The organism is Sorangium sp. So ce281, assembly GCF_051527395.1.
Lineage (GTDB): Bacteria > Myxococcota_A > Polyangia > Polyangiales > Polyangiaceae > Sorangium > Sorangium cellulosum_B.
In genome coordinates, this window is the sequence record NZ_CP150322.1 from 7562687 (window position 1) to 7577082 (window position 14396).

11 protein-coding genes are annotated in these 14396 nt (G+C 72.6%); 9 read left to right on the top strand and 2 right to left on the bottom strand.

Translation table 11 applies throughout. From position 1 onward, the window contains the following. Positions 1-22 precede the first annotated feature (22 nt). The 6 genes from WMF27_RS28645 (at position 23) to glmM (ending at position 6595) form a co-directional block, all read left to right on the top strand. Positions 23-781: a CoA transferase subunit A gene (locus WMF27_RS28645; RefSeq protein ID WP_437943154.1), complete on the top strand. Its 759-nt coding sequence runs from the start codon at positions 23-25 to the stop codon at positions 779-781. A 20-nt stretch (positions 782-801) separates the two neighbouring features. Continuing rightward, the gene (locus WMF27_RS28650) at positions 802-1467 is read left to right on the top strand and encodes a CoA transferase subunit B (protein ID WP_437765691.1); all 666 of its coding nucleotides are present in this window, start codon (positions 802-804) and stop codon (positions 1465-1467) included. 10 nt (positions 1468-1477) lie between these two features. Then, positions 1478-2335 carry an acetyl-CoA carboxylase, carboxyltransferase subunit beta gene (gene accD / locus WMF27_RS28655; protein WP_437293688.1) on the top strand — a complete coding sequence of 286 codons (858 nt, stop codon included), beginning with the start codon at positions 1478-1480 and terminating at the stop codon, positions 2333-2335. Further along, positions 2332-3654 (top strand): bifunctional folylpolyglutamate synthase/dihydrofolate synthase, encoded by a 1323-nt coding sequence (locus tag WMF27_RS28660; protein WP_437765690.1) that lies wholly within the window; start codon positions 2332-2334, stop codon positions 3652-3654. The genes accD and WMF27_RS28660 overlap by 4 nt, the downstream gene beginning before the upstream one ends. 85 nt (positions 3655-3739) lie before the next feature. After that, a complete protein-coding gene (locus WMF27_RS28665; protein ID WP_437765689.1) occupies positions 3740-4792 on the top strand; it encodes an SDR family NAD(P)-dependent oxidoreductase in 1053 nt (350 codons plus the stop codon). A 360-nt stretch (positions 4793-5152) separates the two neighbouring features. Then, positions 5153-6595: a phosphoglucosamine mutase gene (glmM, locus tag WMF27_RS28670; RefSeq protein WP_012238417.1), complete on the top strand. Its 1443-nt coding sequence runs from the start codon at positions 5153-5155 to the stop codon at positions 6593-6595. Positions 6596-6791: 196 nt separating this feature from the next. Here glmM and WMF27_RS28675 read toward each other — a convergent pair whose 3' ends face one another. Beyond that, the gene (locus WMF27_RS28675) at positions 6792-7799 is read right to left on the bottom strand and encodes an ABC transporter ATP-binding protein (RefSeq protein ID WP_437765688.1); all 1008 of its coding nucleotides are present in this window, start codon (positions 7797-7799) and stop codon (positions 6792-6794) included. Continuing rightward, positions 7796-9223: a sigma-54-dependent transcriptional regulator gene (locus WMF27_RS28680; RefSeq protein WP_437943155.1), complete on the bottom strand. Its 1428-nt coding sequence runs from the start codon at positions 9221-9223 to the stop codon at positions 7796-7798. The genes WMF27_RS28675 and WMF27_RS28680 overlap by 4 nt, the downstream gene beginning before the upstream one ends. 342 nt (positions 9224-9565) lie before the next feature. Between WMF27_RS28680 and WMF27_RS28685 the strand changes: the two genes are divergently transcribed. The 3 genes from WMF27_RS28685 (at position 9566) to WMF27_RS28695 (ending at position 14391) form a co-directional block, all read left to right on the top strand. Continuing rightward, positions 9566-12490, top strand: a complete 2925-nt coding sequence (locus tag WMF27_RS28685) for a carboxypeptidase regulatory-like domain-containing protein (RefSeq protein ID WP_437943156.1) — start codon at positions 9566-9568, stop codon at positions 12488-12490. 86 nt (positions 12491-12576) lie between these two features. Next, positions 12577-13335 carry a hypothetical protein gene (locus WMF27_RS28690; RefSeq protein ID WP_437943157.1) on the top strand — a complete coding sequence of 253 codons (759 nt, stop codon included), beginning with the start codon at positions 12577-12579 and terminating at the stop codon, positions 13333-13335. 54 nt (positions 13336-13389) lie between these two features. Beyond that, positions 13390-14391, top strand: a complete 1002-nt coding sequence (locus WMF27_RS28695) for a glycosyltransferase (RefSeq protein ID WP_437765685.1) — start codon at positions 13390-13392, stop codon at positions 14389-14391. Positions 14392-14396 lie beyond the last annotated feature (5 nt).

Consider the following 14396-nt stretch of genomic DNA (forward strand, 5'->3'; position numbering starts at 1 on the left):
TTGGGCTACCTCTCGGTCGGCCATGGACAAGGTCTACAAGAGCGCGCTGGACGCCGTGAGGGACATCCCTGGCGGCGCCACGATCCTCGCGGGCGGCTTCGGCCTCTGCGGCATCCCGGAGAACTGCATCGCGGCGCTCCGGCAGCTCGGCACGAAGGATCTCGTGGTCGTGTCCAACAACTGCGGAGTCGACGCCTTCGGCCTCGGGATCCTCCTTCAGAACCGGCAGATCCGGAAGATGATCTCGTCGTACGTCGGCGAGAACAAGGAGTTCGAGCGCCAGTACCTGAGCGGCGAGCTCGAGGTCGAGCTCACGCCGCAGGGCACGCTGGCCGAGCGCATCCGCGCCGGAGGCGCCGGGATCCCCGCGTTCTACACCCCGACCGGGGCGGGCACGGCCATCAGCGAGGGCGGGCTGCCCGTGCTCTATGGCCCGGACGGCGCGGTGAAGAGGTACTCCGAGAAGAAGGAAGTGCGCCAGTTCGACGGCCGCGACTACGTGCTCGAGCCCGCCATCCACGGCGACTACGCGCTCGTGAAGGCCTGGAAGGGCGACCGGTTCGGCAACCTCGTCTACCGCCACACCGCCATGAACTTCAACCCGATGATGGCGATGGCCGCGAAGGTGACGATCGCCGAGGTGGAGGAGCTCGTCGACGTCGGCTCGCTCGACCCGGACCACATCCACACGCCCGGGATCTTCGTGCACCGGATCTTCCAGGGCGAGCGCTTCGAGAAGCGGATCGAGCGGCGGACGGTGCGCAAGGCGTCGGCCGCCTAGGCGCGGGGACAGGGGACACGATGGGACTCACGCGGGAACAGATCGCGCAGCGCGCCGCGCTGGAGCTCAAGGACGGCTACTACGTCAACCTCGGCATCGGGATGCCGACGCTCGTCGCCAACTACATCCCCGCGGGGATCGAGGTGGTGCTCCAGAGCGAGAACGGGCTGCTCGGCATCGGCCCCTACCCGATCGAGGGCGCGGAGGACCCGGATCTCATCAACGCCGGCAAGGAGACCGTGACGATGCTCGCCGGCTCCGCGATCTTCTCGAGCGCCGAGTCGTTCGCGCAGATCCGGGGCGGCCACATCGACCTCGCGATCCTCGGGGCCATGGAGGTCTCCGAGAAGGGCGATCTCGCCAACTGGATGATCCCCGGCAAGATGGTGAAGGGGATGGGCGGGGCGATGGATCTCGTGGTGAGCGCGAAGCGCGTCGTCGTGATCATGGATCACGCGGCGAAGAACGGCGCGCCGAAGATCCTGAGCGAGTGCGCGCTGCCCCTCACCGGGCGGGGCGTCGTCCACCGGATCATCACCGATCTCGCCGTGCTCGATGTGACGCCCGAGGGGCTCGTGCTGCGCGAGCTCGCGCCCGGCGTGAGCGCCCGAGAGGTGCAGGAGAAGACACAACCAACGCTCCGGGTCCCCTCCGACGTGAACGAGATGGACCTGCGGAGCGCCTGAGGGCTCGCCGATGACCTGGCCTGAGAAGACCCTGCCGACGACCGACGCGAGCGAGAAGCGCTCGCTGGGAGCGGGCGTGTTCCGTCGCTGCGACGGGTGCTCGCACACGCACGACGCCGCCGAGCTCGCGCGCACCTTCGAGGTGTGCTCGCAGTGCGGCCACCACCACAAGCTCGACGCCGACGGGTGGCGGAGGCTCCTGCTCGACGACGGCGAGCTCGCCGCGTGGGACGAGCACCTCGTCCCGAACGACCCGCTCCGGTTCAGCGACGGCAAGAGCTACCGGGACCGCGTCGCGGCGCTCCACAAGAAGGGCCGCGCGAAGGAGGCGATCGAGATCGGCCGCGGCAGGCTGGGCGGCCGCGACATCGCCTACGGCGCGTTCGTCTTCGCCTTCATGGGCGGGAGCATGGGCTCGGTCGTCGGCGAGAAGATCACCCGCCTGTTCGAGCGCGCGACGCGCGAGGAGCTCCCCGTGGTGCTCCTCCAGGCGTCGGGCGGCGCGCGGATGCAGGAGGGCATCCTCTCGCTGATGCAGATGGCGAAGAGCGTGGCGGCGCTCGAGCGGTACCGCAAGGCGCGGCTGCCGTTCCTGTCGGTGCTGCTCCACCCGACGACGGGCGGCGTCGCGGCGAGCTTCGCCTTCCTGGGCGACGCGAACATCGCCGAGCCCAAGGCGCTCATCGGCTTCGCCGGCCCGCGGGTCATCGAGAACACGATCCGGCAGACGCTGCCGGCGGGCTTCCAGCGGTCCGAGTTCCTGCTCGACCACGGGATGGTCGACGCCATCGTCCCGCGCCCCGAGATGAAGGCGTACATCGGGACGCTGCTCCAGCACCTCACGGCCAGCCGCCGGGCGCGGCGATGACCTCGGCGGCGCCGCGGCTGCCGGCGCTGCTCGAGGCGCTCGGGCAGCGGGCGCCGCGGGGGATGGAGCTCGGGCTCGGCCGGGTCCGCGAGGCGCTCTCCGCGCTCGGCGATCCCCACGAAGGCCTCCCGGCGGTGCACGTCGCCGGCACGAACGGCAAGGGCAGCGTGTGCGCCATGGTCGAGTCGATCGCGCGCGAGGCCGGGCTCCGGACCGGCCTCTACACATCGCCGCACCTGTCCCGCTTCGCCGAGCGCATCCGCGTCGGGGGAGAGATGATCGGCGACGCGGCGCTCGAGCGCGCGCTCGCCGCCGCGCTCGATCGTGTCCCCTCGCCGCTCACGTTCTTCGAGGCGCTGACGGTCGCCGCGTTCGTGGCCTTCCGCGAGGCGGACGTCGACCTCGCGATCCTCGAGGTGGGCCTCGGCGGGCGGCTCGACGCGACGAACGTGATCTCGGCGCCGCTCTGCACGGCGATCACGTCGATCGCGCTCGACCACCAGGCCGTGCTCGGCCCGACGCTGGCGGACATCGCCCGGGAGAAGGCGGGCATCCTCAAGCCGGGCGCGCCCGCGGTGCTCGGCCCGCTCGATCCGGAGGCCGACGCCGCGATCGAGGCGGCGGCGCAGGCGATCGGCGCCGGGCCTCGCCTCCGCGTCGCGCCGGCGGAGCGCGGCGGGCGCGCGGGCGAGATCGCGGTGGGGCGCGGCGGGCGCGGGGCGGGCGCGGCGCGCGTCGCCGGGCCGGGGCGCCGCGAGATCGAGGTGGAGCTCGGCCTCCGCGGCGCGCACCAGGCCGAGAACGCGGGCGTGGCGTGCGGCGTCGCGTGGCAGCTCGCCGGGCGGTGGCCCGAGGTCGAGCGGGCGCTCGCGGGCGGGCTCGCCGCGGCCCGCTGGCCCGGTCGCCTGGAGCGGATCGACGCGGGCGGCGCCCATGTCCTGCTCGACTGTGCGCACAACCCGCACGGCGCGCAGGCGCTCGCGGCGTGGCTCGACGAGGAGGGTCCTGGGGCGGCGCTCACCACGCTCGTGTTCGGGGCGATGGCCGACAAGGGGTGGGGCGAAATGCTACAGGTGCTCGCGCCGCACGCGCTCCGGCGGTTCTACGTGACGCCGAAGGGCCGCGCGGCCGCCCCGCTCGATGCGCTGCGCGGGGTCGCGCCGGGCGAGGCGATCGGCGATCCGCGCGCCGCGGTGGCGCGCGCGATCGAGGCCGCCGCGCCGGGCGGGCTCGTGGTCGTGGCCGGCTCGATCTACCTGGTCGGCGAGGTGCGCTCGGCGCTGCTCGGCATCGTGGCGGATCCGGTCGTCACGCTCTGAGGCGGGCGCGAGCGGCGCGATGTGCAGGCGCGTCGCTGCCCGCCCGCGCGCGGCGGGTGGCACGGGCGATGCCGTCCTCCGCGGCATGGCGTTCAGGAAGCGGCGTTCTCCGGTGCTCATCTCTGCGGCGGCTCTCGTGGCGGCCGCGCTCGCGCGGACGGCGTTCCGCGCCCTGCGAAAGCTCGATCTGCGCGGCCGGGTCGTGGTCATCACGGGCGGCTCTCGCGGCCTGGGGCTGCTGCTGGCCGAGGAGTTCGGCCGGCACGGCGCCCGGGTGGCGATCGCCGGCCGCGACGCGGAGGCGCTCTACCGGGCGGAGCAGCGGCTGCAGGCGCTCGGCGTCGAGGTGCACGCGGCGGCGTGCGATCTCGGCGACCGCGCCGCGGCCGAGGCGTTCATCGACGGCGTGGCGAGGGCGTTCGGCCGGATCGACGTGCTCGTCAACAACGCCGGCGTGATCCAGGTCGCGCCCATGCAGGACCTCCGGGTGGAGGAGCTCGACGAGGCGATGCGCTCGAACTTCTGGAGCGCGGTCCACGCGACGCTGCGCGCGCTGCCGCACCTGAGGCGGCATGGGCGCGCGGCGCGCATCGTGAACGTGGTGTCCATCGGCGGTCGCGTCGCCGTGCCGCACCTGCTCGGGTACAACGCGTCGAAGTTCGCGATGATGGGCTTCTCGGAGAGCATGCAGGTGGAGCTCACGCACGGCGGCGCGAGGGGCCCGCGCGTCACGACGGTGATCCCGGGTCCGATGCGCACGGGGTCGATCTACAACGCCGCGTTCGGCGGCAGCCCGCAGCACGAGTTCGGCTGGTTCGGCCTGGCCTCGTCGCTCCCGATCGCGACGATCGACGCGCGGCGCGCGGCGCGGCGGGTGGTGGCGGCGGCGCGCGAGGGGCGCGCGGAGGTGAAGCTCGGGCTGTCGTCGCACCTGCTGAGCTGGGCGCACGGCATCGCGCCGCAGGCGACGGTGAGGCTGATGGGCCTCATCAACGCGCTCCTTCCGCCGCCAGGCGGCGGCGAGGGCACGACGAAGGGCCGAGACCTGCGCACGCCGGCGCAGGGATCGGTCTTGCTGCGCCTGAGCAACGAGGCGGCTCGGCGCAACAACGAGGCGCCGCCGGAAGCGGCGCGATAGCGACCGCGCTGTAACCACGGCGCGGTAGCTACCGCGCTGTAACCACGGCGCGGTAGCGACCGCGTTGCAAAAGCGGCGCGATAGCGACCGCGCTGTAACCACGGCGCGGTAGCGACCGCGCTGTAACCACGGCGCGGTAGCTACCGCGCTGTAACCACGGCGCGGCAGCGACCGCGCTGTAACCACGGCGCGGTAGCTACCGCGCTGCAAAACGGCGCAAACGCAGCACGATAGCGGCCACGCCACAAAGCGGCGCGATGTAGACCGCGCCAATGTCGCCGCGGCGGCGATTGGCCGTAGGCCGTCTTGGCAAAGGTTGCTAAGGGTGGTCTCCTCAGCCCCACACCACAGAGAGGGACCGTGCCGAAGCACACCAAGAAGGATCCTAGGGAGGGCGCTCCGTCGGCGACGGGCGAACCGCAGAAGCAGGCCGCAGGCCGCAAGCTCTTCGGCACCGACGGGGTGCGCGGCGTGGCGAACCAGCCGCCGATGACGCCCGAGATGGCGCTGCGGCTCGGGCGCGCGATCGCGTTCGTCGCGAGCCACGGGAAGTCGCGGCAGGTGCGGGTGGTGATCGGGAAGGACACGCGCCTGTCCGGCTACATGCTCGAGACCGCGATCGCGTCCGGCGTGTGCGCCATGGGCGGGCGCGTGATGCTGAGCGGGCCGATCCCCACGCCGGCGGTCGCGCAGCTCACGCAGAGCATGCGGGCCGACGCCGGGGTCGTGATCAGCGCGAGCCATAACCCGTATCAGGACAACGGCATCAAGATCTTCGGGCCCGACGGCTACAAGCTGCCCGACACCGCGGAGGAGGAGATCGAGCGGCTGATGGAGAGCCACGAGCTCGACGAGGCGCGGGTGGTCGGGGCGGCGATCGGCAGCGCGGTGAAGCTCGACGACGCGCGCGGGCGGTACGTCGTGTTCTGCAAGAACACGTTCCCCACGGCGCTCTCGCTGGACGGCGTGAAGATCGTCGTCGACGCGGCGCACGGGGCGGCGTACCGCGTGGCCCCCTCGGTGTTCACCGAGCTCGGCGCGAACGTGACGGCGCTCGGCGTGAAGCCGAACGGCCGCAACATCAACCGCGAGACCGGCGCCCTGCACCCGGAGCACGTGAAGGCCGAGGTGCTCAAGCGCGGCGCGGCCATCGGCATCGCGCTCGACGGCGACGCGGACCGGGTGATCATGGTCGACGAGCGCGGCGAGGTCGTGGACGGCGACGCGATCATGGCGCTCTGCGCGCTCCGGATGCTGCGCACCGGCAAGCTGCCGCGGAACACGATCGTGACGACGGTGATGTCGAACCTCGGGCTCGAGCGGGCGCTCAAGGCCCAGAGCGGGCACGTCGTGCGCACGGCGGTCGGGGATCGTTACGTCGTCGAGGCGATGCGGAACGGCGGCTACTCGTTCGGCGGCGAGCAGTCGGGGCACCTCATCTTCCTGGACCACGCGACGACGGGCGACGGCATCGTGGCGGCGCTGCAGGTGCTCGCCATCATGATGGAGGAGGACAAGCCGCTGAGCGAGCTCGCCTCGAAGGCGATGCAGCGGGTGCCGCAGGTCCTGGAGAACGCGACGTTCGCGACGCGGCTGCCGCTCGACAGCATGCAGCGGACGCGGGTGACCGTGGATCGCATCGAGAAGACGCTCGGCGACAAGGGGCGCATCCTCGTGCGCTGGAGCGGGACGGAGCCGAAGCTCCGCGTCATGGTCGAGGGTGAGGACGCGTCGACCATCGGCGCGTACGCGCTCGAGATCATCGAAGCGGCCAAGCAGGACGTCGCTGGGGCATCGGCGTAGCCAGGGCTGCCCGGCCCCCGGAGAGGGTGTCCTCTGCGCGGGGTGGGGGCCCCGCCGAACTCGGCGCGCCCATGGCTCATCCGGCAATGCCGGATGAGCCATGGGCGCGCCTCAAACATCGGCCCATCCCCCAGCCCGCGCAGAGGACACCCTCTCCGGGGGCCTACCGCTGTCTTGGGGACAGGCCCGGCCCTGGCTACAGCGCGCGGCGCATGAAGAGGTCCTCGAGCGTCTCGCGGCGCGGCGCGACCTCGACGACCTGCGCGCCCGCCGCGAGCGACGCCCGCAGCACGTCGCGCACGCGCGCCTCGCCCTCCACGTCGACCACCACGACGTCGCCCCGGCGCGTGGTCGCGAAGCCCTTCGCGACGAGATCGGCCAGGAGGCCTTCGCTCGCGCCCGCCAGCGTGACCTCGGTGCGCAGCACGTCGCCCCGCAACAGCTGGCGGATCGCGCCGCTCACCACCACCTGGCCCTCGCGCAGGATCGCCACGCGATCGCACATCGCCTCGACGTCGCTCAGGATGTGCGTCGAGAAGAAGATCGTCCGGCCCTGGTCGCGCTCGGCGAAGATGAGATCGCGCACCTCCTTGCGGCCCACCGGATCGAGGCCGCTCATCGGCTCGTCCAGGATCAGCATCTCCGGATCGGCGACCAGCGCGGCCGCCAGCCCCGTGCGCTGCAGCATCCCCTTCGACAGCCGGCGCACCTGCCGATCGGCGGCGTACGCGATCTTCACCTGATCGAGCACCTCCATCGCCCGCCTGCGCAGCGCCGCGCCGCGCATCCCGGAGAGGCGGCCGCAGAGCTCCACGAACTCGCGCGGGGTGAGGTAGGGGTAGACGTACGGGTTCTCCGGCAGAAAGCCGATCTTCCGGCGCGCCTCGGGCGACGGCACGCGCGCGCCGAACAGGTACGCCTCGCCGCCGGTCGGGGCGATGAGGCCCGTCAGCATCTTGATCGTCGTCGTCTTGCCGGCCCCGTTCGGCCCGAGAAAGCCGAAGATCTCGCCGCGCCGTACGCCGAAGCTCACCCCCTTGACCGCCTCGACCGCCCTCCGGCGCAAGAAACCCACCCGGAACGTCTTCAGGAGGCCGCGGACGTCGATCAGCAGCTCGCCCTCCGGCGCCCCTTCCTCGACGGAGCTGGCCGGCGCGGCATCCCGGTCGCGCGGCTCGACGATGCGCTCGGCTGCGTTGCTCATGCGCCCTCCTCCCCCTCGAGGCTCTCGCCCGGCGCGCCGTCTGCCGGCCGCGCCCGGCCGCGCGCGTTGGCCGCGCTGTACTCGTGCAGCTTGTACTGGATCTTGCGCGGGCTGATCCCGAGGATCGTCGCCGCCTTCGAGGTCGAGCCCTTGCACGCCTCGAGCGTGCGCAGGATCGCGTAGCGCTCCAGGTCGTAGATGGTGCTCCCGGGGACGCGCGGCATCGCGTCGACGGACTCGGCCGGCTCGGACGACATCTGCGCCGGCAGGTGCCGGAGCTCGATGCGCGCGCCGTCGCAGAGCACCGCGGCCCGCTCGATCGCGTTCTCCAGCTCGCGCACGTTGCCGGGGAACGAGTAGGACGTCAGCGCCGACAGCGCCTCGTCGGTGAAGCCCTCGATGCGCTTGCCGTTCTCCTGCGCATAGCGGCCGAGGAAGAACGTCGCGAGCTCGGGGATGTCGCTCCGGCGCTCGCGGAGCGGCGGGATCTCCAGGGTGACGACGTTGAGCCGGTAATAGAGGTCCTCGCGGAACACCCCCTCGGCGATGCGCTGGCGCAGATCGCGGTTCGACGCGGCGAGGATCCGCACGTCGACCTTGAGCGTCTCGTTGCCGCCCACCCGCTCGAACGTCCGCTCCTGCAGGAAGCGCAGGAGCTTCACCTGCGTGGCCAGCGGGATCTCGCTCACCTCGTCCAGGAACAGGGTGCCGCCGCTCGCCTGCTCGAAGCGGCCCTCGCGGCGGCCGATGGCGCCGGTGAAGGCGCCGCGCTCGTGGCCGAACAGCTCGCTCTCGAGGAGCGACTCGCTCAGCGCGGCGCAGTTCAGCCGGACGAGCGGCGCCTTCGCCCGCGGGCTGGCGCGGTGGATCATCTCGGCGATGAGCTCCTTGCCCGTGCCCGTCTCGCCCACGATCAGCACGCTCGCGCGGCTCGGCGCCACCTGCTCGACCAGCCGGAGGACCTTCGCCATGCTCGGGTGGCTCGCGATCACGTGCCCGAACGCGTTGCGCTCGCGCAGCCGCTCGCGCAGCCGCGAGTTCTCCTGGAGGAGCCGCGCCCGCTCCACCGCGCGCTCGACCACGACAGCGAGCACCGAGAAATCGAGCGGCTTCGTCAGGTAGTTGTACGCGCCCTTCTTCACCGCCTCGACCGCGCTCGAGATGGTGCCGAACGCCGTCATCACGACGAAGGTCGCGTCCGGCAGCGCGAGCTGCGCCTTCTCCATCATCCGGATGCCGTCGAGCCCAGGCATCTTCAGATCGGTCAGGACCACGTCGGGCGCGAACTCCTCGAGCTTGCCGAGCGCCTTGAAGCCGTCGGCCGCGGTCTCGGTCGTGTACCCCTCCTCGCGGAGGATCTCCGAGAGCGCCGCGCGCGCGTTGGCCTCGTCATCGACGATCAGGATGCGCCCGCGGGATGCCATGGTGATGGCTTTCCTAGCATGTACGTCCGCGGAATTGGACGGCCGCTCGGCCCCGGCCGAGCGGCGGCGGGGACCGCGGGGCGCTCCGGTCGAGCACGTTTGCGACCGAGGCGCCGGCGCGGCAGCGCGGCGCCGCGCCTCGCGCAGAGAAGGCCGAAGGGCGCGGCACCGCCGCGCGGTGTGCCGTACTTATCGAGCCGTACGGCGCGCCTGTCGCGGAGCTGCTGCCAGCGAAAACCGCTGTTTCACGCGCCGCCCGGAGTGATACAACGGGCCGCGCGCGAGGTCTCCACCGTCCCGATTGGCGGGCGTTTCCTTGTTCGACCCCGCGGGTGAGGCTCGATGCATACGCTTCGGAAGGTGTTTGCCGACAGGCCCCGGCGCGCTGCGCTCACGGCGCTGCCGCTCGTCGGCTCGCTCACGCTCGCGGCCGCTGCCGAGGCGCAGCAGCCGCAGCCGCCCTTCGGACCGCAGCCGATTCCAGGCCAGCCCGCGCAGCCGCCCTTCGGACCGCAGCCGATTCCAGGCCAGCCCGCGCAGCCGCCCGGCGCGTTCGGGCCCGAGCAACCTCCCGCGCCACCTGGCCCCTTCGGGCCGCAGCCCGGCCAGCCCGGTCCCTTCGGACCGCAGCCCGGCCAGCCCGGCCCCTTCGGGCCGCAGCCGGGTTATCCGGGCGACGCTCCGCCGCAGTTCGGGCCGCAGCCGGGCCAACCGCCGCCGGACGCGAGCTTCTCTTTCGGCGCGCAGGCGTCGGTCGGTGATCAGGGCCTCCAGGCCAGCGCGACGGCGCCGAGATCCACCGCGTGGGACGAGGAGGAGCGGGCGCTCTCCCTCACCGCTCAGCCGAACCTGTGGGGCTCGACCGGCCTCCTCAGGACGTCGTACGCGGGCTCGGGCGCGCCGGGCACCTTCCGGGTGTCGTTCCTGCTCGACTGGTTCTCCACGAGCGGCTTCCTCTGCGATCCGGCGGAGTCGACGCTCGCCGGTCACCCGATCACGTGCGGTCCTGACGCGAAGGAGGACTCGGCGAGCCACGTGGGAGCGTTCTTCGCGCTGAACGCGACCCCCCTGCCCTTCCTCGAGGGGTACGCGTCGATCCGCACGTTCGCGAACGCGAACGATCAGGGTCGTCCGCGGCTGCTGCAGGTGCTCGGCGACACGACGTTCGGCGTGAAGGCGTTCACCCCCACGAAGATCGGCAAGCCGTTCTCCTTCGGCGGCGAGGCGCAGCTCCTCCTGCTCAACGGGACCGGCGACGTCGGCCTCGCCGGCGGCGGCACGAGCGCGGTCTTCCGTGGGCTCGCGTCGCTCGATCTGCGCAAGCCGCAGGGCAAGGGGTTCCCGCTGCGGGTGAACGTGAACCTCGGCTACAAGCTCGACAACTCCGGCGTCCTCGTGGAGGAGGTCGAGAAGGCGCGCGCGAAGGCGTTCACGGACGATCGCGAGCGGCAGCCGATCTCGCGGATCGAGCGGTTCGGGCTCGGCATCAACCGCGTCGACTTCTTCCAGACCCACCTCGGCGTCGAGGTGCCGCTGCCGAAGGTGCAGCCTTACCTGGAGTACACCCTCGACATCCCGGTGAACCGGCAGGGTTACGAGTGCCACACGAAGACCGTGTCGCGCGGCGACGTCTGCCTCGGGCTCGACGACTTCGCGTCTCCTGACCCGCAGAACCAGGGCGGACCGGGTTATGCCGCGGCGCCGTCGCGGCTGTCGCTCGGCGTGCGGGTGACGCCGTTCGAGAAGGCGTTCCGCGGGCTCTCCGGACACGCGGCGTTCGACCTCGGCCTGTCGGCGACCTCCGTGTTCATCGAGGAGGTCGCGCCTCAGGCGCCGTGGACGCTCTATCTCGGGATTGGCTATGCGTACGATACGAAGCAGAAGGAGCCGCCGCCGGCCCCCGCGCCGCAGCTCATCAAGGAGCCGCCGCAGCTCGTGCCGGCGCCGCAGACCTTCGCGCGCGGCTTCGTGCACGAGCAGAACAAGCCCGACGCGGCGGTGGCGGACGCCATCGTGACGATCGAGGGCGCGGCTCAGCCGCCGTACGCGACAGGGCCGGACGGCCGCTTCCTCACACGGCACCTCGATCCGGGGACGTACACCTTCAACATCCGGGCGAACGGGTACAAGCCCGGCACCTGCCAGGCGACGATCCTCCCTGGCGGGGCAGCGCCAGGGCAACCCGGGGCGTTCGGCCCGCAGCCTGGGCCCTTCGGCCCGCAGCCCGGGCAGCCCGGCGCCTTCGGTCCGCAGCCCGGGCAGCCTGGGCCTTTCGGCCCGCAGCCCGGGCAGCCCGGCGCCTTCGGTCCGCAGCCCGGGCAGCCTGGGCCCTTCGGCCCGCAGCCCGGACAGCCCGGCGCCTTCGGTCCGCAGCCTGGACAGCCTGGGCCCTTCGGCCCGCAGCCCGGGCAGCCCGGCGCCTTCGGTCCGCAGCCCGGGCAGCCTGGGCCCTTCGGCCCGCAGCCCGGACAGCCCGGCGCCTTCGGTCCGCAGCCTGGGCCCTTCGGCCCGCAGCCCGGACAGCCGGGTCCCTTCGGCCCGCAGCCGGGAGGGCCTGGCGCTGCGCCGAGCCCGACGCAGCCGCAGGGGCCGACGTTCGTGGACGTCGATTGCTCCCTCGAAGCGCTGCCCAAGACGGGCAACATCGTCGGGACGGTGAAGGACGCGGAGAGCGGGGACGCGGTCGCTGGCGCGACGATCCGGCTGGTCGACGCTGCGGGCCGCGAGCAGACGGCGACGGCCGACGGCAGCGGCGCCTTCCGTTTCCCCGACCTGCCGGCCGGCGCGGTGACGCTCAAGGTCGAGGCGCAGGGCTACATGAACCACGTCAACCAGGCCGACGTCCGGACGAGCGAGGACACGCGCGCCGCCCTCACGGTGAACAAGCGGCCGAAGATCTCGCTCGTGAAGGTGCTGGGCAACGAGATCAAGATCTCGCGGCAGATCCACTTCGAGACCGACTCGGCGAAGATCCTCGGCGACTCGAATGCGCTGATGGAGGAGATCGCGGACGTGCTCCAGCGGAATCCGAACATCCGCAAGGTCGAGATCCAGGGGCACACCGACAACACGGGCGGGCGCGAGCACAACCAGACGCTCAGCGAGGCCCGGGCGAACGCGGTGCGCGCCTGGCTGATCCGGGCCGGCGTGGACGGCTCGCGGCTGCTCGCGAAGGGCTATGGACAGGATCGCCCCGTCGCGCCGAACGTCACGCCCGCGAACAAGGCCAAGAACAGGCGCGTTCAGTTCATCATCGTGGAGAAGTGAGCCGGGTCCGCCGCCGGGCGGGCCCCGCATCCGGCCGCGCCTCGGCGTCGCTTGTCGGCGCCGGGGCGCTGCGATAGGGCACGCGCATGATCAAGCAGGTCATCGCGACCGCGCTGGCGGTGGTGGCGGGTTGCGCGGCGCCCACCCCGGCGCCCGATGCCCGGCCAGCCGAGAGCGCCCGGCCCTCCTCGGCCGGCGCCGCGCCCACGGCGGCAGCAGCGACGGCAGGCGCCAGCGCGGCCGAGGCGGCAGCGCCTCGCCCCGAGGACGCAAGCGCGCCGGAGCCGCCGCAGGACGGGGGCGATCGCGCGGCCGCCGACGCGCCCGCGGCCGGCGCGTCGCCCGGCCCAGGAGCGGCGCCCAGCGCAGGCGCCGACCCCAGCGCCGCGACCTCCGCCCGCGCGGACAACAAGATCCTGCCGGCGCTCGAGAGCGAGGAGCTCACGGCGCGAGCCGGGGCGTTGTTCGACGCCATCGTGAAGAAGGAGCCGGCGCTGGCCGAGCCCTTCTGGTTCCCCAAGGAGCCGTTCATCCCGCTCAAGGACGTGAAGGACCCCGGCAAGTACTGGGACAACCTCCACGCCGCTTACGTGAACGACGTGAAGTCGATGCATCGGAAGCGCAAGAGCTGGGAGGGGGCGCGGTTCGTCGGCTTCGTGGTGGGCTCCAAGCCGAAGTGGGTGCCTCCGGGGGACGAGGTCAACAAGATCGGCTATTACCGCTCCTTTCACGGCAAGCTGAAGTACGAGATCGACGGGAAGCCGGCGAGCCTGGACGTCCACACGATCATCTCGTGGCAGGGCCGCTGGTACATCACGCACCTCGGCGACTTCAAGAAGCGCTAGGCGTCCGCGCCCGTTCTTGTGGACGCTGCGCGGGCGCGCCGCCATGGTCTCCGCGTGGCGCCGCTCGTCTCCGTCTTGCTCCCGTACCGGCAGGCGGAAGCGACGATCGAGGAGGCGCTGGAGAGCGTGCTCGCCGAGCGCGCGGTCGGCCTGGAGGTGGTCGCCGTGGACGACGGCTCGACGGACCGCGGCCCTGCCAGGGTCGCGCGCATCGCGCAGCGCGATCGCCGCGTCCTGCAGGTCGCGACGGGCGGCGTGGGGATCGCACAGGCACTCTCGCGGGCGGCGGAGGCGGCGCGCGGCGAGCTCCTCGCCCGCATGGACGGCGACGACATCTCGGTCGGCGAGCGGCTCGCGCGACAAGCGGAGGCGCTCCTCCGGGATCCGCGGCTCGACGTCGTCGGGGCCCGCGTCGAGGCGTTCGCTGCCGGGCCGATCGGCGAGGGCATGCTGCGCTACGTCGACTGGCTGAACTCGATCGTCACCCCGGAGGACCACGCGCGCGAGATGTTCGTGGAGTCCCCGCTGTGCCACCCGTCGGTGATGCTGCGGCGGAGCGCGCTGGAGAAGGTGGGCGGGTTCCGGGAGGTCCCGTGGGCGGAGGACTACGACCTGTGGCTGCGCCTCGACGCCGCGGGCGCGCGGATGGCGAAGCTCCCGGAGCTCGGCCTGCGCTGGCGGCACCGCGAGGGGCGCGCCACCTTCGCCGATCCCCGGTACGCGATCGCGAGGTTCCTCGAGGCAAAGGCGCACTACCTCGCGAGGAAGCTGGGCCCAGCGCGGCCGGTGGCCGTGTGGGGCGCGGGAAAGACAGGCCGGCGGCTGGCGAGGGCGCTCGCCCGGAACGGCGTGGCGCCCGCGCGGTTCGTGGACATCGACCCGCGCAAGATCGGCCGGATCGCGCAGGGCGCGCCGATAGTCGACCCGTCGCGGCTGGAGCGCGGCGCAGAGACCGTCGTCGTCGCCGTGGGGGCGCGGGGGGCGCGCGCGCTCATCCGCGGCCACCTCGCGGCGCGCGGCTTCGCCGAGGGCTCCGACTACGTGTGCGCCTCCTGAGCGCG